We start from the raw sequence: 21,635 nt of genomic DNA on the forward strand, positions 1-21,635 counted from the left end.
CAGTCGGTCTCAGTCGGTGGCGGGGCTGCCGGTCGTCGGCGACGGGGAGGACGCGAGGGCGTCCAGGTCGTCGGCCGAGTGCGCCACCACGTAGTTTTCGATGATCATCCAGTCCAGCCGGCTGCCGCCGTAGAACTCGAGGGCCTGCTGCGGGGTCTCGACGATCGGCTGACCGTTGTCGTTGAACGAGGTGTTGAGCACCACCGGAACTCCGGTCAACCGGTGGAAGTGCGCGATCAGCCGGTGGTACGCGCCGTTGTCCTCGGCGGTCACGGTCTGCACCCGTGCGGTGCCGTCGACGTGCACGATGGCCGGGACCTCGCCCTGTTTCTCGGGCCGGACCGGGGCCACGATCAGCATGTACGGCGACTCGATGTCCAGGTCGAAGTAGTCGGCCGCGTGCTCGCGCAGCACCGCCGGGGCGAAGGGACGGAAGGGCTCGCGGTGCTTGACACGGGCGTTGATGATGTCCTTCATCTCGGCGCGCCGGGGATCGGCCAGGATGCTGCGGTGGCCCAGGGCGCGCGGCCCGAACTCCGACCCGCCCGTGAACCAGCCCAGCAGCTTGCCCTGTGCGAGGAGTTCGGCCCCGATCCGGGACGGCTCGTCCACTTTGCGGTAGGGCAGTCCGCAGGCGTCGAGCGCGGCCCGTACCTCGCGGTCGTCGTAGGTGCGGCCCAGGTAGGCGTGGCGCTGGGCGGTACGGGCGGGCTTCTCGCGGGGCCGGCCGGCGATGACGTGGTAGCCGTAGTAGGCGTTGCCGACGGCGCAGCCGCCGTCGCCCGCGGCGGGCTGCACGAAGACGTTCTCGAAGGGGGTCTCGCGCAGGAGCCGGCCGTTGGCCACGCAGTTCAGCGCGACTCCGCCGGCCAGGCACAGGTCGGTGAGCCCGGTGTCCGCGTGGAGCCGGCGGGCAACGTGCAGGAGGGTCTCCTCCAGTGTGTCCTGGGCCGCGTAGGCCAGATCGGCGGCGCGGGCGAAGCGCTCGTCGCCCGTGTAGCCGTCGAGGGCGTGCTCGATGAAGTCGAGCAGTCCGCCGTTCTTGAGGTGCAGTTCGTAGCGGCCGTCGGGCAGCAGCGTGAGGTAGTCACGGAACTCCTTGCAGTAGCGCGGGGTTCCGTAGGGCGCGAGGCCCATCGTCTTGCCGTCCTCGGACAGGTACCAGTGGCGGCCTTCGTACTCGTTCTCGTACAGGACGAAGCCGATGGCCTTGCTGACCGCTTTGTACATGTAGCCGAGGGAATGGTCGCTGTCACCGGCCTGGTAGACCCGCAGGGCGCTGAGGCCGTCGGTGGACCAGTTGGTGCCGAGCACCTTGGACAGCTCGGTGATGGTGGTGCCCTCGCCGACGGCGGTGGTGAGGGTCTCCACGCCCTGGTCGTCGATCAGGCTGCCCGCCCCGTCGACCACGAGAATGGCGGCCCGTTCGAAGGGCGAGGGGAAGAAGGTGCTGGCGGCGTGCGCCATGTGATGGCGTATCAGGTGGATGCGCTTACGGAAGGGAAAGTACGCGGGTGCCAGCAGCGTGTCGTCGGCGACGATGACGTCGACGTCCGCGAGGCGTGCCTGCGCCATGTCGAGGCAGTACCGCCACGACTGGTTGAACAGCGAGTTGACTCCGACCGAGTACTTGACCCGGCGTACCCGCTCCTCCTCGATTCCGGCGGCGATGACGCCGTCGGAGACGAGACAGGCGGCGAAATCGTGGTTGGACCCGCCCAGGCCGAGTGTCAGCATCCCGGTGTTCCCCCTCTTTGAGCTCGCAGGATTCCTTGTGTCACGGCCGCACGGCGTGGATCAGGTGGTTCAGCGTGTCCTCTCCGTCCGCCATCGGCGGTTTCAGAACACTGGGCTCCAGGCCCATCTCCCGCAGATACAGACAGAGTTCGGCGACCCGGCCGTGCACGTCCTGGACGTCGATGAACACGTTGCGCAGCAAGGGGCGCAGTTCCGCGTCGACACCCCGCAGGATCTCCAGTTCGGAGCCCACCGCGTCGATCTTCAGCAGATCGACGGGTCGGTCGGTGCCGATGTGACGGGAGAGCCGTTCGACGGTGACGGTGGTCTCGCGTCCCTGGAACATCCGCTCCACGACCCGCGGCGGAAAGCTCCTGCCCAGCAGTTCCCTCAGCTGACCCTGATCCTGCGGGTACAGCGTCGAACTGCTGGGGAGCAGCGGGTAGTAACGGAAGGACACGCCGGCCGCCTCCTCGCTCCCCAGGGCCGTCTCGTGCACGGACACGTCGTGGAGGCCGAACTCCGCCACGTTGGCGTGCAGGGCCGCGACGAGTTCGGGCAGCGGCTCGAAGGCCACGATGCGCGCCTTGGGCCGCCGCTGCTTCACGAAGAGCGTGAAGAGCCCGATGTTCGCCCCGACGTCGATGACGAACGGCTCGTCGGGAAGGGAAATACCGGCGTAGGTTCCGCCTTCGAACATCTCGCGGTACAGAAAGCGCGCGTCCAGCGCGCTGACGGCGTGCACGGAGAATCCCTCAGCGACTTCCGTCAGCTTGGGGGGTGTCATATGGCGGGGCTCCCGGTACTCAGCCGAGACGTTCGACGACGTAGTCGGCCAGCCGGTCCTCGGAGGTGAGCGTGTCCTCGGTGAGGTCCTCGTCCTCGAAGGTCACACCGAAGCGCTCCTCGAGGAGAAGCAGGAACTCCAGCGCGTCCAACGAGGTGAATCCATAGGCTTCGAGGAAGTTGCTGCTGTTCTCGTTCACCGTGCGACCACTGGAGGCGGCAAACTCCTTGGCGATTTGGTGGATCTCCTGGAGCACTTCGTCGCGGTTCACAGACAGCCTTTCATTCGTTCGGACGAGTGACAATCTATCCGGTGGGTCAGAGGCTGTCCATCCTGACTAAGCCTCAAAACTGCTCTTTCAGCGTCTAGTTGGTGTCTGCAAGCAGGCGGTCCAGCCAGCGATGGTGATGCTGCAACGCCAACTCGTTGCGCCCGAACACAAAGTGCGTATTCGCCCCGGAGGACAAAGCTGCCTGTACGTCAAATCCGGTGCGATAGTCCTCGTCCGCCACCCCCCTTTCGACGAGTTCGCTGAACTCCGCCGTGTAGCGCCGGTCCTCCTCGGTGACCGGAGGCACGCGCGTCAGGATGGTCTGCACGGTGCTGCTTCGGTCCACGCCCGGGCCGGGCATGATCTGGGAGACGACTCCGTGTCCTTCCCAGGTGCCGGCGATCGACACGTTGGGGAAGACGGTGTAGACGGTGCCGCAGTGCGGGGCGGGGTCCCAGTCCTCGACCGGGACGTCCCGCAGCGTCCGGAGCGACTTGACCGGGTACAGGATCCGCTGGTGCGGCCCGAAGGAGTCCACGACCATCAGGTTGGAAGTGGACGTCGGGGCGAACGTGGTGCGGTGCAGTGCCTGGATGTGGTAGCTCTCCAGATAGCCGTCGAAGGCGACTTTCCAGCCGGGTCCGGCCAGTTCGCGCTGCTCGTAGACGTGCCACTTGTCGAGTTCGAGCCGCTCCAGCTCCCGCGCGTACTCCCCGAGCCAGGCGTCCAGGTCGATCGTGGCGCCCGGGGTGAGACACACCCATACGAAGCCGAGGCTCTCCACGACGGGCAGGGGGCGCAGCCCCAGTTCGGCGGTGTCGACGTCGCCGAAGGTGCCGGGCTTGTGCACGGCGACGAGGCCGCCCTGGTCGTCGTACACCCAGGCGTGGTAAGGGCAGCGGAAGCGGTGCCGGGTGCCGGTGCCGGCCGGGCACAGCTGGGCGCCGCGGTGGCGGCAGACATTGAGGAACGCCCGTACGACGCCGTCCTGTCCACGGGTGAGCAGGACCGGGGTGCCCAGGGCGTCCAGGGCCTTGTAGGAGCCGGCGCCCGGGAGTTCGACGGAGAGCGCGAGCGCGAGCGGGACCCGTTTGAAGACGACGTCGACCTCCCGCCGCCACCGGTCGGGGTCGAGGTACTCCGTGACGGGGACCCGCAGCACGTCGTCGGCCTGGTCCGTCGTGCCGGCCTCCAGGTGCGCCAGGGCCCGCTGCGCGAGGGCCACTGCCTGGGCATGGTCGATCACGGCTCCCACCTCCCGTTTCGTTCCGGTGCGTGCAGTGCGAAGAACTCCTCGTAGAGGAGCACCTGGCTGTCGAGCATGTGGCGGCCGTACACGACGGGACGTCCGCTCTCCCGGGCGGCCCTGAGCAGGTCGGTCTCGGCCGGCTTCATGATGATGTCGGCGACCGCACAGCCATGCGGCAGGCGTGCGAGGTCGAAGGGCAGCGGGTCACCGGGACGCATACCCAGCGGCGTCGCGTTCACCGCGATGTCGGCGCCGTCGCCGTCGAAGTCGCCCTGCGCGCCGACCGTCACGCGACCCGGCCAGCGTGCGTCCAGCCGGGCCAGTACGTCTTCCCGGCGGACGGAGTCGGGGTCGTACAGCCGCAGCCGGGCGATGCCGGCGGTGAGCAGTGCCGCGGCGACGGCCCGTCCGGCGCCGCCGGCCCCGGCCAGGACGACGGTCGCCCCCGCGGGGTCGTGGCCGTTGTCTCGCAGCCCGTGGACGAAGCCGGCGCCGTCGAAGTTGTCGGCGAGCCAGGTCCCGTCGGGGTTCCTGCGCAGGGCGTTGGCGCTGCCGGCGACTTCGGCGGCCGGGCCCAGCAGGTCGGCGTACCGGCACACCTCGATCTTGTGCGGCACGGTGACGAGGATCCCGTCGAGGTTGTGCATCCGGCGCAGCCCGCGCATCACCTCCGCGAGGCCGTCGGGGCCGACGTGCACGGGGACCAGCACGGCGTCCCGCGCGGTACGGGCGAACAGGTCGTTCAGCAGGGCGGGGGCGCGCACCTGGGCCACCGGGTCGCCCAGGACCACGTAGAGCCGGGTCGTGCCCGAGATGGCGCTCGGGCCGGGTGGGGCGTCGGGCATGGCGCTCCTCAGGCCGAGGTGGGGGCGGCGCCCGAAGGCAGCTCCGCCAGGACGGAGGAGACCAGGTGCTCGTCGACCCCGGGCACCAGCTCGACCCCACGGGGGCCGTCCAGGACGAACGTCAGTCCGGCGTCGGCGTCCTGCCCCTTCTTGTCGCGCCGCATCAGCTCCACCAGGGTCGCCACGGGCACACCGGACGGCAGCCAGGTGGGCAGTCCGAAGCTCTCCACCATCCTCTGGTGCTCGGCCACCCGGTCCTGGTCGACGCGGCCCATCCGCCCGGCGAGCAACCCTGCGAACACGGTGCCGACCGCGACCGCCTCGCCGTGTCGCCAGGCGTAGTCGGTGGCCCGCTCGATGGCGTGCCCGAGGGTGTGGCCGTAGTTGAGGATGTGGCGCGGACCCCGGTCGCGTTCGTCGCGGGCGACGACCGACGCCTTCAGCGTCACGCTCGCCACGATCTGCTCGGTCAGGTCGAGCCCACGCAGATCGCCTGCGCCGATGAACGCGCAGCGGGCTATCTCCCCGTATCCGCTGAGCAGTTCGCGCCGGGGCAGGGTGTGCAGGAAGTCCGTGTCGCACAGCACCGCGCTGGGCTGCCAGTAGGCGCCGACCAGGTTCTTGCCCTCGGGCAGGTTGACCGCGGTCTTGCCGCCGACGCTCGCGTCGACCTGGGCGAGCAGCGTGGTCGGCAGGTGCACGACCTTGATGCCGCGGTGGTAGAGGGCGGCGGCGAGGCCGACGGTGTCCGTCGTCGTGCCGCCGCCGCAGGCGATCACGGCGTCGGACCGGGTCAGCCCCGCCCCGACGAAGGCGCGGCAGTACGACTCGACCGACGCGAGCGTCTTGTGCCGCTCGCCGTCGGCGACCGGCACGACGGTGAACGGCACACCGGGGTCGGGGAGTTCCGGCTCCGGTACGGCGCTGACCAGGGCGACGCGGCCGACGCCCAGTTCCCTCAGGACGGCCGGCAGCAGTCGACGAGCGCCGGATCCGACATGGACGGCGTAGTCGTGGTCTTTCAGCGTGACGTCGATACGGCGGATTGCGCTCATGCCTTCAGTGCCCCCGTGGCTGTCCGGCCTTCACCGACCGCATGCTAACCAACGGTGCCGATCAAGGTCCACCCCCAGATCGTGTAGACCGCCGGTTCCTCACATGTACAGAATGTTTCTCGCTCGTGGAGCTCCAACTTGGTGCTATGGCTACACGGTTGACGAACAGTTAGGGTTGACCGGTCGAGCGCCCTGGCCGTAAATCCCAAGCCGACCGCAAAACGGGGACTTTCATGCGCCTTAAGGAAAAGTTTCGTGCCGCACTCACCGCCTCGGCGGCGGAAGGCGGTCGACTCCCGTTCCTGATGAACGACATGGTCATCGAGGAACAGCTCTGCCAAATGCGCTGTTCCTACTGCCTCACCGAGGAGTACAACCTCCTCATGAACGTGCCGGACGCACGGCTGCGGCTCACCACCGATCGCCGTCAGGACTGGCACGAGATACTGGACATGTACCACGAGCACGTGGACGCGCCCATTCTGCGGCTCTCGGGCGGTGAGTTCTTCTGGCTGAAGGGGTCCACCGAGTTCGTCCAGGAGGCCAGCCGCCGCTACGAGACCGTGCAGGTCATCACCAACGGCGTGTTCCTCAACGAACGGCGCATCGAGGCCCTCGCCGCGATGGGCAACGTCCAGCTGAACATCTCCCTGGACGGACACACGCTGGAGCTGAACCGGCACCGCCTGCCCCCGAAGCAGGCCAAGCTGCACGACGTCATCATGCGCAGCCTGCACGCGGCGGCCGAGGCCGGGCTGCGCATCGACATCCAGTCGGTGCTCACCGACGCCAACTACGCGGGCCAGCTGGAGTTCGCCCAGTACCTGCGCGACGAGGTCGCGGGCAGCACCACGCTGTACTTCTTCCCCGTGCGCGGCGACACCGCCGAGCGCATGGGCCCGCCGCCCGGCGACCACCTGATGCCGCTGGTGGAGCGCTACGACGAGTTCGCGGACGTCCTGCCGCCGCGCGCCTACGTCGAACACATGGCCGAACAACTCAAGACGAACGTGCGTACCCTCGGCTGTTTCGTCACGGCGACCATGGCCCAGCTGTTCGGCCAGGGCGACGTCTCCGCATGCCCGCACGCCTGGGTCAAACCGATGGGCAACCTCGCACAGGACCGGAAGTTGCTGCTCGACCAGTACGGCTCGCACCAGCACTACGACCTGTTCATGCACGACCGGCCGCGGTTCAGCTTCTGCAAGACCTGCGCCACGCCGTCCGACGTCATCAACCTGTTCTTCCTGGACCGGATCACAGAGGAGGAGATCGGCGCGACGCACCTGTACTCGGGGGAGCGCTCACGCGCCCGGCTGCGGGAGCTGAAGGAGACGTTCCGGCCGGTCATCTCCGACGCCCCCGCAACCGGACAGGGCGTCACTCAGAGCGTCAGCTCCTGATCGCACTCGGCGTCGGCGTACAGCGCCGCGATGAGTTCCTGCACCTCCAGCGCCTGCGCCGGGGCCACCGTGCGGCCCCGGGCCCGGCCCGCCACCGTGTCCAGGAAGCCGCGGATCGCCGCCAGCTCGGGCCGGCGGTCCTCGGCCGTGACCGTGCCCGCGGCGCTGCGCACCTCGCCGCGTCGCAGGTCCAGCACGGTGCTCTCGCCACTGGCGGCGGTGGCCTCCAAGGTCAGGCCCATGACCCGGCTGCGGCGATCGATGCGCAGCTTCGCATGGCCTGCCGGGAACTCCAGGTCGGCGACGACCCGCTCCTCCACGCCTGCCGCGTCGACCCGGCAGGAGAGCGGGCGGGGCCGGCCGAAGACGGTGATCAGCAGGTCCAGGGCGTGCGCGCCGAGGTCGACCAGTGCCCCGCCGCCGGCCCGCGCCGCGTCGCCGTACCAGTTCGTCACCGGCCGCCACAGCCGCTGGCCGGCGGTGGTGAAGGTCAAGGTGATCTCACAGGGGCCCTCGGGCAGCGCCTTCAGGAACGCCGGCACCAGCTCGTGGAAGCGGTAGGGCAGGTTGACCGCGAGCCGGTCGGCGCCGGCCGCCCGGGCCAGGTGCCGCGCCTCGGCCACGTCGGCGGCCAGCGGCTTTTCGCACAGGACGTGCGCCCCGGCCGCGAGTGCGGCGAGCACGGGCTCGGTGTGGGCGTCGTTGGGGGTGCACACCGCCACCACGTCCGGCCTGCCGACCGTGAGGAACTCCTCCAGGCTGGTGGTGACCAGGACGCCGTCGGCCGCCGCGCCGAGGACCGAGCGGGCACTGTCGGCGTCGGTGTCGCAGGCGGCGACGAGGGTGTAGTCCTCGTGTTCGGTGACGACGGGCAGGTGATAGCGCTGGAAGACGCGACCACAGCCCACCACTCCGTAGCGCAGGGTCATCGGCCCACTCCCGCCGCGACGAGGGCCTCGGCGCCGCAGACGCGCTCCACCCGCTCGCCGAACTCCCCGAAGGACTCGCCGAGGTGTTCGGCGTCGTAGTCGGCCACCAGGTCCCGCAGATCGGCGGTGAGCCGGGTGGCGAGGTCGGGCGGGTCGGTCTCGGCGAGGACGAGTCCGTAGTTCATGAAGGCGAGGAACAGCTCCGGCAGCCCGTTGCGCCAGGCCCGCAGGCGGCTGAGGAAGGCGCGCGGATTGTGCTCCGTCCCTCGTAGCCGGCGGGCGCCCAGGGCGATCTTCTGGGCGATGAACGGCAGGACGTTCTCCTTGCGGTCGCTGATCTCCTCGCCGACCTCGCTCCACGCGCTCCACAGTGCCTCGACGCGGGGGTCCGGCACCCGGTAGTCACGGCGAGCGGTGCGCAGGATCTCGTAGGCGTCGCCCTCCAGGCCTTCGATGTCGGCCAGCGGCAGCGGCTCCTCGATCTTGTCGTACATCTCGGTGCCGCGCAGCGCGATGGCGCGGTTGATCAGGAAGAACGGGTTGTCCGCCTCGTGGATCCGAGCGGCCACGATGAACTCGAGGTTCTCCCAGAGTTCGTCGATGGTGGTCTTCGGCTCGATCATGATCCAGCCCGGGTCGAGGCCGAGGCCCTTGCGCTTGAACATGCGGGCCGCGTCCAGGTTGTAGGCCACCGTGGTGCCCTTCTTGAACCGCCGCAGCATGCCGGGAGACCCGGACTCGATACCCAGCAGCGCGGACGAGAGCCCCGCCCGGTGCAGCAGGTCGAGGGCCTCGTGGTCGATCAGCCCGGAGTCGACCCGGAACTCACAGTGGAACTGGAACTTCAGACCACGGCTGAGGACGGTCTCGGCGAACTCGACGGCGTGCGCGAAGCCGTCGCCGAACGCCCCACCGAAGTTGTCGTCGTTGAACCAGATGAAACGGGTCCCGAACTCCCTTTGCAGGAACTCGATCTCGTCGACGACGTCACCGGGCGGTCGCATCCGCCAGAAGCCGTCCACCACTCCGGGCTGGCGGGGCGCGTAGCAGAAGGTGCACTTGGCGTGGCACCCTCGGCTGGTGAACGTGGAGGCCACGGGCGTCGCGATGCCCGCCGCCTTGTGGTACTGCAGCACGTCACGGGCCGGCCAGACGAGGTTGCCGAGGTCCGGCAGCACGGGCATGCCGCTGCTGCGCACCCGGTCGCCGTCGCGGTAGAACAGCCCGGGCGTCTCCCGCCAGTCGGTCCCGGCGGTCAGCCGGTCCATGATCCCCACGACCGTCAGCTCGCCCTCGCCGAAGGTGACGCAGTCGGCCTCGGGTACCTGCTCGGCGATGAGTTTCGCGTTGTAGGTGCAGAAGGCGCCGCCGATGGCGATGAAGACGTCCGGGTCGGCGATCCGGGCGCACCGGATGAGCCGGATGGCATCGATGATGTGCAGGTCGTACATGATGCTGATGCCGATGAAGCGGGGGCGCTCACGGCGGATGAGGTCGATGATGGCCTCGTCGCTGGGCGTACGGCCGTGCAGGTTGAGGGATGTGACGGAGTGTCCGGCATTGCGCAGGTATCCGGTAATGCAGGCCAGGCCGAGATTCTCCCGGACCTTCTCGTAGAAAATCCGCAGTGCCGGGTCGAGTTGGACGTACTCCTCGTCCGTGACGGTCACGTTCTGGTTGTTCAGGCTGAGTGCCCCCGTGGCTATCTCACGCGGGGTCAACAGCACGACGTCCGACATCTGACCCTAACCCTTCCCCGTGGTCCGTAAAAGAAGTCGATGCAGAATAAACGGAGTTACCGCCACGCCCGGAGCATCGCCGACGTGTCGTGCTGTACGAGTGTCACTTCGGTTGTTCCCGTCACCGAGACCGACGCGGGGTGCGTCGTATCAACCACCGTATCCGCCATGCGCACTTCTTGGCGTGCATCCATCTGTTCAGGCCAACTCAACACGGCCGGTGGCAGCTTGGGATCCGACACCTCAAGTCGGCGCAGCGGAACACGCAAGCCGACGCCGATCGCCTTCAGCACGGACTCCTTGCGCGTCCAGTAGCGCAGAAAGGCCGCCGGCCGTTCGGCGGGCGTGCGTGCGCGCAGAGCGGCCAGTTCCGTGTCGGCGAGGACACGGGGGGCCACCTTCTCCACATCGGTGTCGGCGCCGTCCTCGACGTCGAGCCCGACGTCCGCGCCGCGGCAGACGGCGAACCCGACCACATCCCCGCTGTGCGAGACGGAGAAGCGGACGTCCGCGTGGGCGCTCCCGGCCGGTAAGCCGAGCGTGACCTTGCCGTGCGGCCCGCCGCAGCGCGGACACACGCGCCGCAGGGGCACGTCGGCGGGCCGCAGGTCGAGCATTTCGCCGAGCACCACCCGGCTGACCGCACAGCCTGCGAGGAAGCGGCGCCTGTTGCCGGGATCGGCCGTGGCCTCGTAGCGGCCGAGTTCCACGGGATCGAGCAGTCCTGCCAGGTCCGGGTGCGCGTCGGCCAGGCGGGCCCACCACACCTGCACCGGGCGCGGAGGGATGACCGCCGCTGTCACGCGCCGGCCTTGAGCCGCACTTCCCCGACGAGCCGGAACCCCATGTGCGGCACCTTGAGGATCTGGGCGCCCGAGCCGACCTCACGGAACCGGGCCCGCAGCGACTCGATGACGTCCCGCGGGTCCTCGCCGGTCAGCCGCAGCAGGTCGGGCCGGGGGACGATGACGGCCCGGCGGTCGGCGAGCGCGCGCAGCGCCTTGGCCTCGGCGTCCGACAGCCGCACGGACGCGGACGGTGTGGTGAGCGCGCCGGTCTCGTCCAGGTCGAGGATCTGGGCGGACGCGGGGGCGGCGACGTCCCGCAGGTAGGTCAGGAAGGACACGAGGCGTTCGACGCCGAGCGGCGCGGCCATGACGAAGCCCGCGCCCGAACGGACCGCCGCAAGCGTGCCCTTCGCGGTCGGCGCCGGCTGTACGAGGACCGCGTAGGCGCCTTCGCGGGTGATCTCGCGCAGTTCGGGCGGAGCCGAGCCGTCCGCCTCGGCGGCCACGAAGGCGACGAGAAGGTCGTCGGCGACGTGCGCGGCCGACTCCCGCCGGTCCTGCGCCGCCGCCTGCCTCAGCGGCAGTCCGGTGCGCTCACAGGCCTCTCGCAGACGGGCGGCTTCCGGCGCAGCAAGTCCCCGGGTGAGTACGTACATGCTGTTCGAGCCTCTCGTCGCGGGCGGATCACGGAGTGGACAACAGACCTGTCGCGTGTTCCAACTGTCTTCCTCCTTCCCATAGTTCCATGATCGACCCTTGGTCTACACTCCTGCGCATGCCAGAGCGCCCCTCCCCCGTCCCCCTGGTCCGGCGCACAACGCACGCACTCGTGGCGGACGACCGGCCGATTCGGCTGCCGCACACCGACTTCGACGGTGCCGAGGTGCGGTTCCTCGGCGAACCGGTCGATCCGGCCCTCTTCCCCTCGTCTGCCGCGCAACTGTGGCACGCGTGCGACGGCACCCGGCCGTACCGCTCCTGGCCTCTCCAGGAAAGGGAGTTGATCGCCGGCTGGCATGCGGCGGGTCTGGTGGTCGCCGCTCCGCGGCCTCGCTCGCAGCCGTCACGCGCCCTGATCCTGCTGTCTCCCCACCCGGACGACGCCCAACTCGCCCTGGGCGCAACTCTCGCCCGGTTCGGCGGCCGGGTGGTGGACGTCTTCTCCCAGGAGACGTGGACGCGACGCCCGCACTATCAGAGCCGTCCCGCGCTCGCCTCGCGTCTGCTGTTGGCGGAGGAGCAGGTGGCGTGCGGGGTGCTGGGTGCGGAGCTGACCGTGCTCGGTCACACCGATGCCGCCGACCGCGCCGCCTGGCGGGACGGCTACTTCCTCGAGCCGCAGGCCGTGGAAGCGGCCCGTGCGACGGAGCCGGAGCTGTTCGAGCGCGTCACCGCCGACCTGGCCGCCGAGGTGGCGGGCGGTGGCCCGGTGCTCGTACCGCTGGCCGTGGGCGGGCACGTCGACCACGTGCTGACCCGGCAGGCCGCGCTGGAACTGATCGCCCGCAAGACGCTGGAGCCCGAACGGGTCGCGTTCTACGAGGACATGCCGTACTCGCTGTTCGCCGACGCCACGGCCGAAGCCGGCCGCCTCGCGGTCGGCCACGGGCAGGCCGCGCCGGTCCCGGTGCTGATCCCGGCGTCGGAGTCGGCGGTACGCACCAAGCAGGAGGCCCTGTGGCCCTACCGGCTCCAGGTGCTGGAGGCGGTCTCGAAACGGATCGTCCGGCACGGCCGCCGGCTCGGCGCGCCGGGGTGGGCGGAACGCCTGTGGGTGCTGCCGGAATCCGCCGACGTCTTCGCTGAGTTGGCGGCCACGGCGGCGGAGGAAGCCGCCGCGGCCGGGTGAGGGCGGCGGGGCATGCGACTGCACACACGGGAGTGGGGCACCGGCGACCGAGTGGCCGTCCTCGTCCACGGCCTCATGGCCGACCACCGTACCTGGCACGAACTGGTGCCGGTCCTGACCGCAAGGGGCTATCGCGTCCTCGCCGTGGACCTGCGCGGTCACGGCGGCAGCGGCCGGGGCGTGTACGCGCCGCACCTGTTCGCACAGGACCTGCTGGAGACACTGCCCCGCGGCCCGGAGCTGGCCCTGGGCCATTCGCTCGGCGCACTGGCCCTGGCGCTCGCCGTGGCGGAACTGGAGCCGGAGCGTGCCGTCTACTCGGAGCCCGCCTGGCGGCTCGGCGGCCCGGACGGCACCCTCGACCCGGCCGTCTTCACCCTCTTCAAGCGCGCGCCCCGGCTGCTGATCAGGAGTCTGCGCCCGCAGTGGGGAGAGCGGGAGGTCGCGGCCGAGCTGGCGGCGCTGGACGCCTGGGACGAGAGGTCGGCGCTCGCCCTCTCCGCGTACCGCGCCGCCGATCACACTCCGGAGAAGCCGCTCGTCCGCTCCCTCGTCCAGGCGGCGGAGCCGAGCACACTGGTGAGCGGGGAGATGCGGGCGGAGCTGACACGGCGGGGGTTCGAGGTGCGGACCGTGCCGGACGCCACGCACGCCATCCACCGGGACAGCTTCGACGCCTTCCTCACGTCGCTGGCGGGATGGCTGTGAACGGCGCGGGTCAGTGCACCGCGCGCAGCATGCGCGTCACGTTGATCCTCGTGGGCGAGAGACCCAACTCGACGCTCTGCATCATCCGTTCGCCGTTCAGGCGGCCGTACGCGAGCAGGTCGATGTTGGCGAGGCTGAATTCCGGCCAGGTGTGGATGCTCAGGTGCGAGGCGGAGAGAAGGAGGATGGCGGTGACGGCGCCGTTCGGGAAGATGTGCGAGGACTCGCCGAGTACCGTGGCGTTTCCCTTTTCGGCGGCCGTGCGCAGGACCTTGAGGAGGCGCTGTTCGTCGGTCAGGATGCTGTGGTCGCTCACCCATACGTCGACTGCGTACGAGCACAGATCGTCGACGTTTATTCCCTCGGTGGCGGGACTGCTGGAGTTGGTCATGGGGAACCGGAGGCCGCTCAACGCTCGCCCCCGTCTCCTTTCAGATAGGTATGTGCTGGTCTGACGGCCGAAGTGGAAGGTAGGCGGGGCCGGTTCACCGACGGCCCGGCGGGGCGCAGCGTAGCATCCGGCGCGCTGTACGGCTCGCGGGCACCCTGCGTCAAGGGGATCACGGGGGGTCGCGTCGGATTGGCCGGAACACTGCGGACGGCGATGGACAACGAAGGAGCGGGGTTCTTGGAGCGGCAGGGCGCATCGGACCGGGATTTCCTGGCACTCGACTGCATTTCGGCGACTTTCGGCATCACGGCGGCCTGGCTCGGTCACGATCCGAGCGTTCTGGGAGATCACTGGGGATACCACCGCAGGACGGACGCCGTCGACTCCGAATGGCCCGTGGAACAGATCGGGATCCACCGTCGGACGCCCGAGGAGATCCTGAGCGAATGGCACGGCCTGACCGCCGACCATATTCACCACGCCGACTCGCGACAAGCCGAGGAATACATTCGGGCTGAGCTGTCGGACGGGAATCCGGTGATCGCCTGGGTGGACACCTTCCACGTCCCCCACAGCTCGTTCCACGGCCAGCAGCACCATTCACACCGGATAGTGATCCGTCCCTGGGACGGCGACGACGCGGAGAAGTCGGGTGTGCTGCGGATCGTCGACCGCTATCAGGGGTCCCTCTTCGACGGCTTCATGGAGAGCGGCACGCTGTTCACCGCCATGTCCTCGGACGCGCTGGGAGAAGCCCGCCGGGGCGACCCGGACTGGCGGAACCGCACGGTGGTCCTGAAGCCCCGACCGCTCGAATCCGGGGACGCACACAAGGCGGCGCGGAAGGAGACACGCAAGGAGAGGCGCCAGGAGCGGTTCCGCTCAGCCGTCGCAGGGAACGCGCACTTTTCCGCCGGCGCGGATCTGGCGACCGCATGCGCCGACGAACTGCGCGCCACCCCGGACGCCTTCGCCTCACTCAGTCCCGTGGGAACGATCGAGGTCAGTGCCTGGTTCGGCGAGTTGGCCAGCCAACGCGCCCTGAACGCACGCTTCCTGCGGGCCGCCGCCGAAACCTGTGCACTCCCCGCGCTGACCGATCGGGCCGCCGACGCGGAAGCCCTCTCCCGGCGCTGGGAAATGACCCGGAACTATTTCTTCCTGCGCTTCCGCAAGGGATCCGTGGCAGTACAGCGCATCGCCGATCTCATCACCGAGACGGTGACCCTGGAAAGGGAGTGGAACGCGCGACTGCGGGAATCCCTAGCCGAGTCGGGCCAACGGTCGGCCGACCCCGCATCGATGGGTCCTGATTCCCCCGGTCCGCCAGGAATCGCCTTGTGACGGAAGCCTCTCGACACCGTTGGCGGGCTACCGCGGATTCCGTGCTCACCCGATGACCGGCTTCGGCGGGGAGTGGGTCCCCGCGGATCGCCCGTCCCGCGCGCCGACTTCGCGGCGCCGCCTCCCGGGATCCCGTGACCGGCTTTCAGCCGCCGCCCGAGGCAGGCACCGCGCTCTGCAGGAACCCGAGGTAGCGGCTCGCCAGCCGCCTGCTCGCAGGGCCGGTCTCGATGCGGGCGAGCGAGATGGGCCTGAGCTGCGCGTGCGGGAATCCGGGCTGGTAGAGCAGCAGGTCGGCACCGGCGGGCCGCTGGGCGAGCAGTGTCCGCAGCCGTGCCCCGAGTTCCGTCGGGGAGGCGGCTTGTCGCGCCGCGCCCCGAGTGGCCTCGCCCAGGTCCGCCAGGACGGAGTCCTCCAACAGCCCGTCGTCGCCGGGCAGGAGAGCGGTCACGGTGCAGTCGAGCCGGTCGAACATCCGCAGCACCTCCCGCTGCGCCGGTTCCCCGCCCTGGCCGGAACCGCCGCCGGCCCGGTACACGTCGAGATCAAAACTGACATAGCCGGCCGCACCCGCTCCTGACACGGCCGACACGGCGGTCGCCACGAACAGGAAGAGACCACCGGGATCCTTCAGCCCGCTGACGAAGAACGTGTCCACGCCGGGGAGTTTCGGCCGGTCCCGGCGTACGTCGACGACGTGTGTGGTGAGGCCCAGGGCAAGGCGGTCCGCTTCGTCCCCGATGGACCTGAGCACCCGCTCGTCGGTGTCCGCGACATGCACGTGCCGTACGCCGTCCGCCAGGCCGATGGCCACGCCGAACATCTCGTCGTCGCCGAGTTGCAGCACCGTACGGCCGTCGAGGTCGTCGTAGTAGTCCATGACCGCGAGCCGTCGCCGCAGCGAGGCGAAGGTGTCGAAGCTCTGGTGCAGCTCCGGGTCAGGTGCGTAGGTGCGCCGAGTCAGGACCTCGGCCAGGACATCCCAGTCGACGAGTCCGTCGGCGAGCGTGAGGTCGACCAACCCCGGCGCTCCGTCGTCGCGGGCGGCCGGGGTCCCGGTGCCGGGCCGCACCGTGCCGTCGGGGTCGACGCGCGCCGCTCCGTCCCGGCACAGCCGTGAGAGCACCCACAGCCCGGAGTTGACCGTCATCTGGCCACGGACGATGTCGTCGAGCCGTCCGCCGCCCCGCGCGCGTCGGACGACCTGGGCCACCGCGCGTACCGTGGCCCGCGGATCGCACACCTCGTCCGGCCCCGCATTCCGTAGGACCCGGGACCATTCGGCGTGCTGCTCCGCACTCACCGACCGTCCCCGGCCTCTGCCTGCCGCGAGGCGACGTAGGCGACGATTTTCTCCAGGGTGGAGAAGCGGTCGACGACGAGATCCTCATCGGGAATGGAAACGGAGAACCGCTCCTCGAGCCGGTTCAGGAACTCCAGCAGCTGCAGGGATCCCAAAGTGAGGGAAAGCAAATGCGCATCGGGCGCGATGCGCTCCGGATCGAATGTGTCGTCGACCGATTTCAGAAGTATGGATACGTCATGGAATAATTCATCCCTCTGATGACTCGTCACACCCGCATACTTGCTCGGGGAAATCATTGGCCAAACATGAACAGATTGTTTCAGAAAGGGCTCCCCTTCTTGATCGCGCACGGACTACCCTGACCGGAACGGGGGCGCAGTCGTCGCCCGCAGGCCCCACAGCATGGAGGAGCAGCCCGTGAACGACCTTTCCTACAGCGACTTCGAATCCGCGCTCCGGCAGTCACTCCCCTTCCTCGACGAGGGGACACCCGTCGACGCGCACGCGAGCCTGACGGAACTGGGCCTGGATTCGCTGACGTTGCTCAACCTGGTGGCGGAGCTGGAGGACAGGTTCTCGGTGGAACTGCCGGACGAGATGCTGGTCATGGAGACCTTCGAGACACCGTCGACCCTGTGGGACAGTCTGTCGAGGCTCCCCCGCACCTGAGCGTGCGCACGGCGAACCCGCTGTGCCCCAGGGCCGGTTGTCGCCCCTGGGGCAGCCGGCCGAGGAGCCTTCCAGGCGACCGCCGATGTCAGTGGCGGTTGCGATGCTGAAGACATGATCCCTTGGAACCTGCTGGACATCGACAAAGCCCTGCGCGCCAGTTGGGCCGCCGACACCTGTTCTCCGGACGACCTCGCTCGCGCCGGCTGGCAGCCCGACAACCCGGCGTGGGGTCACTGCGACATCACGGCTCTGATCGTGAACGACATCCTGGGTGGCGACCTCGTCGTCGGCGAGGTCCACTGCGGCGGGGAACAGCATGGATTTCACTGGTGGAATCGACTGCCCAGCGGCGTGGAACTCGACCTGACGCGCGAGCAGTTCCAGGACGGCCAGACTGTCATCGCGGCCCGTGTCGTCAAACGCCCGCCGGGGCCTCTGCCTCGACGCTGGGAGGAGTACCTCATCCTGCGCGAGCGCGTCCTCGAACACCTCGGCCACCTCCCGGAATCGGCTTCCTGACCTGCGAGGGTCGAGCTTCTGCTGCGTGAGGACGAGCTGGGTGCCCACCTCCATGTGATCCGTGAGCAGCCGCTGCCCGTCGACGACGGACAGCAGCGCGCGCGCCGCTTTCTGGCCCATGTCGTGCAGTGGCTGACGCACGGTGGTCAGACCGGGAAAGCTCTGTGCCGCCTGTGGGAGGTCGTCGAAGCCGACGACCGAGCAGTCGGTGGGCACGGTGAGGCCGCATGCGCGGGCGGCGTCGATGGCGCCGAGTGCCATCAGATCGGCGCCCGCGACGATCGCCGTCGGACGGTGCTCGGCGAGGAGGTGGGAGGCCGCCCGGAAACCGCTGGCGTAGGAGGAGTCGCACGACCTCGCGGTGGAGGCCCCGTCGTCCGCCACCAACACAGTCACCAACCCGGGGCTCGAGACGGGTGCCCTGACTCCCTGGACCCAGAGCGCCGGTACGGAGTCCAGCGTGGTCGCGTCCAACCCACGCAGCGGAACGTACTCCCTGCGAAACGGGGCCAGCGCCAGCGGAGCGGTCCAGACGGTCGGTGGTCTCACCTCCGGCGGCACCTACCTGCTGGCCGGCTGGGCCAAGCAGCCACCGCCGGAGAGGAAGTGGCAGTCGGCGTGAAGGGCTTCGGCGGGACGGAAACGTACTCGCGGACCTCGACGACGTCCTACGCCCAGCAGCCGATCTTCTTCACGACGGGCGCCACCACCACCTCGGCCGCCGTCTACTGCTACAAGAACGCCGGCTCCTCGGCCGGATACTGCGACGACTACACCCTGCTCAGGCTCGCCTGACCACGACCGACGCCCCAGAAGAAGGGTTTCACCAAAGGCGGGCGGTCGGCCGAACCGACCCGCCCGCCCTCCCCCTCCCGCGGGAGACGGGTGGGGGGGTAGCCAGGAGACACCTGTTGGCTCACCACTGCGCCCGTTCGCATCGCCGACACGCTCCGCATCCCCGGCCGCGTCCCACGGCCGCCTGGCGGGCTTCGCCCCGCGCACCGCCTGTTCCTTGGCCGGGACGGACTCGACAGGACGATGATCACGCTCTGAGCTGGTCATGGGAGACCCTCCCAGCCTCCGGGTTCTGCTCCGCCCGAGAGTGCGGGACCAGGGCCTGACGCCCGCGTGGAGGAGTGCGAATGCGGACGGGCTCCGGACGGGCGAGGCTGGCGGCATGGGTTCCGTGATGCCCGTGGTCTCGTGCCCGCCCGACGAGGACGACGGATGACGGGCCGAGGAGTCCGGTTACGACAAGGGAGACAACCATGACTGTCCGTACCTACGTCTCGACAACCGTGCGGAGCGACCGAGTCGACGAGGTTCTCCACGCACTGGAGGAAATGGATCCCGACGCGATCGTGTCATCCGTCAACCGCCCGGACGCTCCCGACGTCCCCGCCGGGGTGTCGGTGTCACTGGCCGGCGATGTCCGTGAGGCGGTGAAGAACCAGCTCGATGTCATTCCCGACCTGGCGTGCCAGATCGACGTGCGGGACACCGAGGACGTGTGAGTCGGACCCGCGGACAGGAAGAACCTGCGGCTGCCCGTGTGCGTACGGCACCACGCGTTGCGTGCCCGTCGGCCGACGGGCAACCGGAGCTCGCGGCCCCGGCAGTGCGGGCGTAGGGCTGGACACGTCCCTGCCGGTCACGGCCGACGGCCCGGTCCAAGGCCATGTCCATGCTCGGGGCCGGGTGTCCCGCCGGGCAAGCAGGGCACCGCGAGCCATCCCATCCGGCCTACGGACAGGACCAGGATCACGCAGGACCGGAACACGGCCTGCCGCATCCCTGTCGGCATCCTGTGCTGAGATCAAATAGCCGGCACCCCGACGAAGGACTGCGGATGAGCGACGAGATCGAACGGGGCAGCGGACGTGTCCCGGTGCAGTACCACCAGTTCACCATCAACGACGAGGAGGGACCCACCGCCCCAGATCTGGAGTACGAGCACAACGGGCTCGTTCAGGTGATCGACGGTGTCACCGTCGTCCGCACCGGCATCCACACCGGCGACGTGGACGTCACCGTCACATTCCACGAAACCGCACCCGCACCCGCACCCGCACCAGCACCAGCACCAGCACCAGCACCCGGCAACGAAGACTGGCAGGAGATCGTGGAGCTCTCCGCACACTCCGCGTCGGGGGATCTCATGGTCCGCGGCCTGATGGACGACCTGGACGAAGAACTTCCCGTCCTGTCGTTCAACGGCCCTGGCGACTACCGGCTGCGCATTCACGCCCGCGGCCGAGACACCGCAGTCGACCTCGCCCCTGAAGGGGTGACCGAGTGGTACCTCATCCAAGCGTGGCCGGCACCTACCGCAGCCGTCACCGTCCTCCGTCACAGTGACGGCTACGGCTCCTCGGCGCGCCCGCACTGAGCACTGCACACATCTGCCCGCCCACCGCTATCACTCCGGCGGACAAGCCCGTGATCCTCCCGGTCGCCGACGAGTGCTTCACGCGTCGCGCTCCCCACCGCACAACCATGATCAACAGTGCGCCTGGCCACCCTCCGCCGGATGCGTGAAACACCCACCCTGGAGGCCGTGTTCAGGCCTGACGGATCACCTGCGACTTCCTCCGGCACCCAGATCCGGCGGAGGGCGTCCGTGCGCCGCTCGTCGACAAGGACCCCAGCCCGCGTTCGCCCCGGCGACGCGGAGGCCTCGGAGGCCGCGGAGCCCTCGGAGGCCGAGACAGCGGCGTACGGCGTTCTCGCGCCGTGACCGACTCGGTCCGGGCCTGTCCGAGTTATTGACGCGCCAGCGACAACGGTGGCTTGATGAACGAACACGCCGCGATGGGAGCGCTCCCATGCACGCGTACCGCACTCCCACTCCCGCCCCACTTCGGGAAGGACACCCCGTGCGCAGCAGTCGTCACCCCCTCCTCGCCGCTTTCCTGGCCGCCCTGCTCGTCTTGGCCGCCGGTCTCGGCATGGCCGCCGCCCCGTCCGCCGCGGCCGCGACCCCGGTACGCATCATGCCGCTCGGCGACTCCATCACCGGCTCCCCCGGCTGCTGGCGCTCCCTCCTCTGGAACCAGCTGCAGAACGCCGGCTACACCGACATCGACTTCGTCGGCACACTGAACGCCCAGAGCTGCGCCCTCACGCACGACGCCGACAACGAGGGCCACGGGGGCTTCCAGGCCACCGCCACAGCCGACCAGAACCTGCTGCCTGGATGGCTGGCGGCGACCCTGCCAGACATCGTTGTCATGCACTTCGGCACCAACGACGTCTGGAGCAGCATCGCGCCGGACACCATCCTCGCCGCGTACACCAAGCTGGTCGGCCAGATGCGGGCCAGCAACCCGGCGATGAAGGTGCTGGTCGCCCAGCTCATCCCGATCAATCCGAGCAGCTGCGCCGAGTGTGCCGCTCGTACAGTGGCCTTCAACCAGCGCATTCCGGCCTGGGCCCAGGGAATCACCACCGCGCAGTCGCCGGTAACCGTCGTCGACCAGTGGACGGGCTTCGACACGGCCACGGACACCTACGACGGCGTCCACCCCAACGCCTCCGGCGACGCCAAGATGGCGGCCCGCTGGTACCCGGCGCTGTCGGCCCTGCTCACCCCGGGTGACCCTGGTGACCCCGGGGACCCCGGGAGCGGTGGCTGCTCGGCGGCCTTCCGGGCGGTGTCAGTGTGGCAGGGCGGCTACCAGGGTGAGGTGACGGTCACCAACACCTCGTCCACGGCGGCGATCTCTTCCTGGGCGGTGACCCTCGTACTCCCGACGGACAGCCGGCTCACCCAGGCCTGGAACGGCACGCTGACCGGGACGACGGTGCGCAACGCAGGGTGGAACGGCACGTTGACGGCGGGGGCGAGCACCACCTTCGGCTTCCTCGCGAGTACGTCGGCTGCGGCGGGCACGCCTCCGATGACGGCCACGTGTTCGGCGTCCTGACAACCGCTGACTCAATGAGGTGAGTCGGGCGGCACTCAGCGCACCGTCGTCCCTTGCGCTCGACCGCTACGACACAAGCGGCCAGCTTCATTACATCGGGCCGCCACCCCCTGCCCC

General features: G+C 69.4%; 24 protein-coding genes and 1 pseudogene. 11 read left to right on the forward strand and 14 right to left on the reverse strand.

The genetic code is table 11. The features are described 5' to 3' along the window. Positions 1-9: 9 nt before the first annotated feature. The 6 genes from QQM72_RS23155 to QQM72_RS23180 all read right to left on the reverse strand — a co-directional run bounded on the left by QQM72_RS23155 (position 10) and on the right by QQM72_RS23180 (position 5,944). Entirely contained in the window at positions 10-1,737 is a 1,728-nt protein-coding gene (locus QQM72_RS23155) for a carbamoyltransferase family protein (protein WP_314222778.1), read from the reverse strand. Between the two features lie 40 nt (positions 1,738-1,777). Beyond that, a complete protein-coding gene (locus QQM72_RS23160) occupies positions 1,778-2,524 on the reverse strand; it encodes an FkbM family methyltransferase (protein ID WP_314222779.1) in 747 nt (248 codons plus the stop codon). A gap of 19 nt (positions 2,525-2,543) precedes the next feature. After that, a complete protein-coding gene (locus tag QQM72_RS23165) occupies positions 2,544-2,795 on the reverse strand; it encodes a phosphopantetheine-binding protein (protein ID WP_020129798.1) in 252 nt (83 codons plus the stop codon). A gap of 94 nt (positions 2,796-2,889) precedes the next feature. After that, the gene (locus QQM72_RS23170) at positions 2,890-4,041 is read right to left on the reverse strand and encodes an aromatic ring-hydroxylating oxygenase subunit alpha (RefSeq protein WP_314222780.1); all 1,152 of its coding nucleotides are present in this window, start codon (positions 4,039-4,041) and stop codon (positions 2,890-2,892) included. After that, positions 4,038-4,889: a shikimate dehydrogenase family protein gene (locus tag QQM72_RS23175; RefSeq protein ID WP_314222781.1), complete on the reverse strand. Its 852-nt coding sequence runs from the start codon at positions 4,887-4,889 to the stop codon at positions 4,038-4,040. Before QQM72_RS23175 ends, QQM72_RS23170 begins: the two co-directional genes overlap by 4 nt. Before the next feature lie 8 nt (positions 4,890-4,897). After that, on the reverse strand, positions 4,898-5,944 hold the full coding sequence (locus QQM72_RS23180; protein ID WP_314222782.1) for a 3-dehydroquinate synthase family protein: 1,047 nt from the start codon (positions 5,942-5,944) through the stop codon (positions 4,898-4,900). 305 nt (positions 5,945-6,249) lie between these two features. On the opposite strand from QQM72_RS23180, the gene QQM72_RS23185 reads away from it, so the two are divergent. After that, positions 6,250-7,347 carry a radical SAM protein gene (locus tag QQM72_RS23185; RefSeq protein ID WP_314222783.1) on the forward strand — a complete coding sequence of 366 codons (1,098 nt, stop codon included), beginning with the start codon at positions 6,250-6,252 and terminating at the stop codon, positions 7,345-7,347. Here the strand turns inward: QQM72_RS23185 and QQM72_RS23190 are convergent. The 4 genes from QQM72_RS23190 to QQM72_RS23205 are packed head-to-tail and all read right to left on the reverse strand — an operon-like array spanning position 7,329 to position 11,459. After that, positions 7,329-8,276, reverse strand: a complete 948-nt coding sequence (locus QQM72_RS23190) for a Gfo/Idh/MocA family protein (protein WP_314222784.1) — start codon at positions 8,274-8,276, stop codon at positions 7,329-7,331. The genes QQM72_RS23185 and QQM72_RS23190 overlap by 19 nt on opposite strands. Further along, positions 8,273-10,015 (reverse strand): B12-binding domain-containing radical SAM protein, encoded by a 1,743-nt coding sequence (locus QQM72_RS23195; RefSeq protein WP_314222785.1) that lies wholly within the window; start codon positions 10,013-10,015, stop codon positions 8,273-8,275. Before QQM72_RS23195 ends, QQM72_RS23190 begins: the two co-directional genes overlap by 4 nt. Before the next feature lie 56 nt (positions 10,016-10,071). Continuing rightward, the gene (locus QQM72_RS23200; RefSeq protein WP_314222786.1) at positions 10,072-10,818 is read right to left on the reverse strand and encodes a 4'-phosphopantetheinyl transferase family protein; all 747 of its coding nucleotides are present in this window, start codon (positions 10,816-10,818) and stop codon (positions 10,072-10,074) included. Further along, positions 10,815-11,459 carry a hypothetical protein gene (locus QQM72_RS23205; RefSeq protein WP_314222787.1) on the reverse strand — a complete coding sequence of 215 codons (645 nt, stop codon included), beginning with the start codon at positions 11,457-11,459 and terminating at the stop codon, positions 10,815-10,817. Before QQM72_RS23205 ends, QQM72_RS23200 begins: the two co-directional genes overlap by 4 nt. A 119-nt stretch (positions 11,460-11,578) precedes the next feature. Between QQM72_RS23205 and QQM72_RS23210 the strand changes: the two genes are divergently transcribed. Together QQM72_RS23210 and QQM72_RS23215 are read left to right on the forward strand one after the other, a co-directional pair. Next, a complete protein-coding gene (locus QQM72_RS23210; RefSeq protein WP_314222789.1) occupies positions 11,579-12,652 on the forward strand; it encodes a PIG-L deacetylase family protein in 1,074 nt (357 codons plus the stop codon). A gap of 12 nt (positions 12,653-12,664) precedes the next feature. Continuing rightward, positions 12,665-13,360 carry an alpha/beta fold hydrolase gene (locus QQM72_RS23215; RefSeq protein WP_314222790.1) on the forward strand — a complete coding sequence of 232 codons (696 nt, stop codon included), beginning with the start codon at positions 12,665-12,667 and terminating at the stop codon, positions 13,358-13,360. Between the two features lie 10 nt (positions 13,361-13,370). On the opposite strand, the gene QQM72_RS23220 is transcribed toward QQM72_RS23215, so the two are convergent. After that, positions 13,371-13,772, reverse strand: a complete 402-nt coding sequence (locus tag QQM72_RS23220) for an S-adenosylmethionine decarboxylase family protein (RefSeq protein ID WP_314222791.1) — start codon at positions 13,770-13,772, stop codon at positions 13,371-13,373. Between the two features lie 216 nt (positions 13,773-13,988). Between QQM72_RS23220 and QQM72_RS23225 the strand changes: the two genes are divergently transcribed. Beyond that, positions 13,989-15,095: a BtrH N-terminal domain-containing protein gene (locus QQM72_RS23225; RefSeq protein ID WP_314222792.1), complete on the forward strand. Its 1,107-nt coding sequence runs from the start codon at positions 13,989-13,991 to the stop codon at positions 15,093-15,095. 145 nt (positions 15,096-15,240) lie between these two features. Here the strand turns inward: QQM72_RS23225 and QQM72_RS23230 are convergent, their stop codons facing one another. Both QQM72_RS23230 and QQM72_RS23235 read right to left on the reverse strand, forming a co-directional pair. Then, positions 15,241-16,308, reverse strand: a complete 1,068-nt coding sequence (locus QQM72_RS23230) for a bis-aminopropyl spermidine synthase family protein (protein WP_314222793.1) — start codon at positions 16,306-16,308, stop codon at positions 15,241-15,243. Positions 16,309-16,394: 86 nt separating this feature from the next. After that, a complete protein-coding gene (locus QQM72_RS23235; protein WP_314222794.1) occupies positions 16,395-16,751 on the reverse strand; it encodes an acyl carrier protein in 357 nt (118 codons plus the stop codon). A gap of 67 nt (positions 16,752-16,818) precedes the next feature. On the opposite strand from QQM72_RS23235, the gene QQM72_RS23240 reads away from it, so the two are divergent. Together QQM72_RS23240 and QQM72_RS23245 are read left to right on the forward strand one after the other, a co-directional pair. Beyond that, positions 16,819-17,070: an acyl carrier protein gene (locus QQM72_RS23240; protein WP_314222795.1), complete on the forward strand. Its 252-nt coding sequence runs from the start codon at positions 16,819-16,821 to the stop codon at positions 17,068-17,070. A gap of 114 nt (positions 17,071-17,184) precedes the next feature. Next, positions 17,185-17,592, forward strand: coding sequence for a YunG family protein (locus QQM72_RS23245; protein ID WP_314222796.1), 408 nt, complete (start codon positions 17,185-17,187; stop codon positions 17,590-17,592). Between the two features lie 90 nt (positions 17,593-17,682). Here the strand turns inward: QQM72_RS23245 and QQM72_RS23250 are convergent. Beyond that, positions 17,683-17,988 (reverse strand): annotated as a pseudogene (locus QQM72_RS23250) (substrate-binding domain-containing protein); the annotation flags it as partial. Here QQM72_RS23250 and QQM72_RS23255 point away from each other — a divergent pair. From QQM72_RS23255 to QQM72_RS23275, 5 genes are all read left to right on the forward strand, one after another. Continuing rightward, positions 17,954-18,214: a hypothetical protein gene (locus QQM72_RS23255; protein WP_314222797.1), complete on the forward strand. Its 261-nt coding sequence runs from the start codon at positions 17,954-17,956 to the stop codon at positions 18,212-18,214. The pseudogene QQM72_RS23250 and the gene QQM72_RS23255 sit on opposite strands and share 35 nt — an antisense overlap. Next, positions 18,199-18,387 (forward strand): hypothetical protein, encoded by a 189-nt coding sequence (locus tag QQM72_RS23260; protein WP_314222798.1) that lies wholly within the window; start codon positions 18,199-18,201, stop codon positions 18,385-18,387. The genes QQM72_RS23255 and QQM72_RS23260 overlap by 16 nt, the downstream gene beginning before the upstream one ends. Before the next feature lie 473 nt (positions 18,388-18,860). Beyond that, positions 18,861-19,106, forward strand: coding sequence for a hypothetical protein (locus QQM72_RS23265; RefSeq protein WP_314222799.1), 246 nt, complete (start codon positions 18,861-18,863; stop codon positions 19,104-19,106). Positions 19,107-19,441: 335 nt separating this feature from the next. Then, a complete protein-coding gene (locus QQM72_RS23270; RefSeq protein WP_314222800.1) occupies positions 19,442-19,981 on the forward strand; it encodes a hypothetical protein in 540 nt (179 codons plus the stop codon). A 487-nt stretch (positions 19,982-20,468) separates the two neighbouring features. Further along, entirely contained in the window at positions 20,469-21,518 is a 1,050-nt protein-coding gene (locus tag QQM72_RS23275) for a GDSL-type esterase/lipase family protein (RefSeq protein WP_314222801.1), read from the forward strand. Positions 21,519-21,635 lie beyond the last annotated feature (117 nt).

Origin of the sequence: Streptomyces zaehneri (genome assembly GCF_032248645.1) — a bacterium.
Taxonomy (GTDB): domain Bacteria; phylum Actinomycetota; class Actinomycetes; order Streptomycetales; family Streptomycetaceae; genus Streptomyces; species Streptomyces coriariae.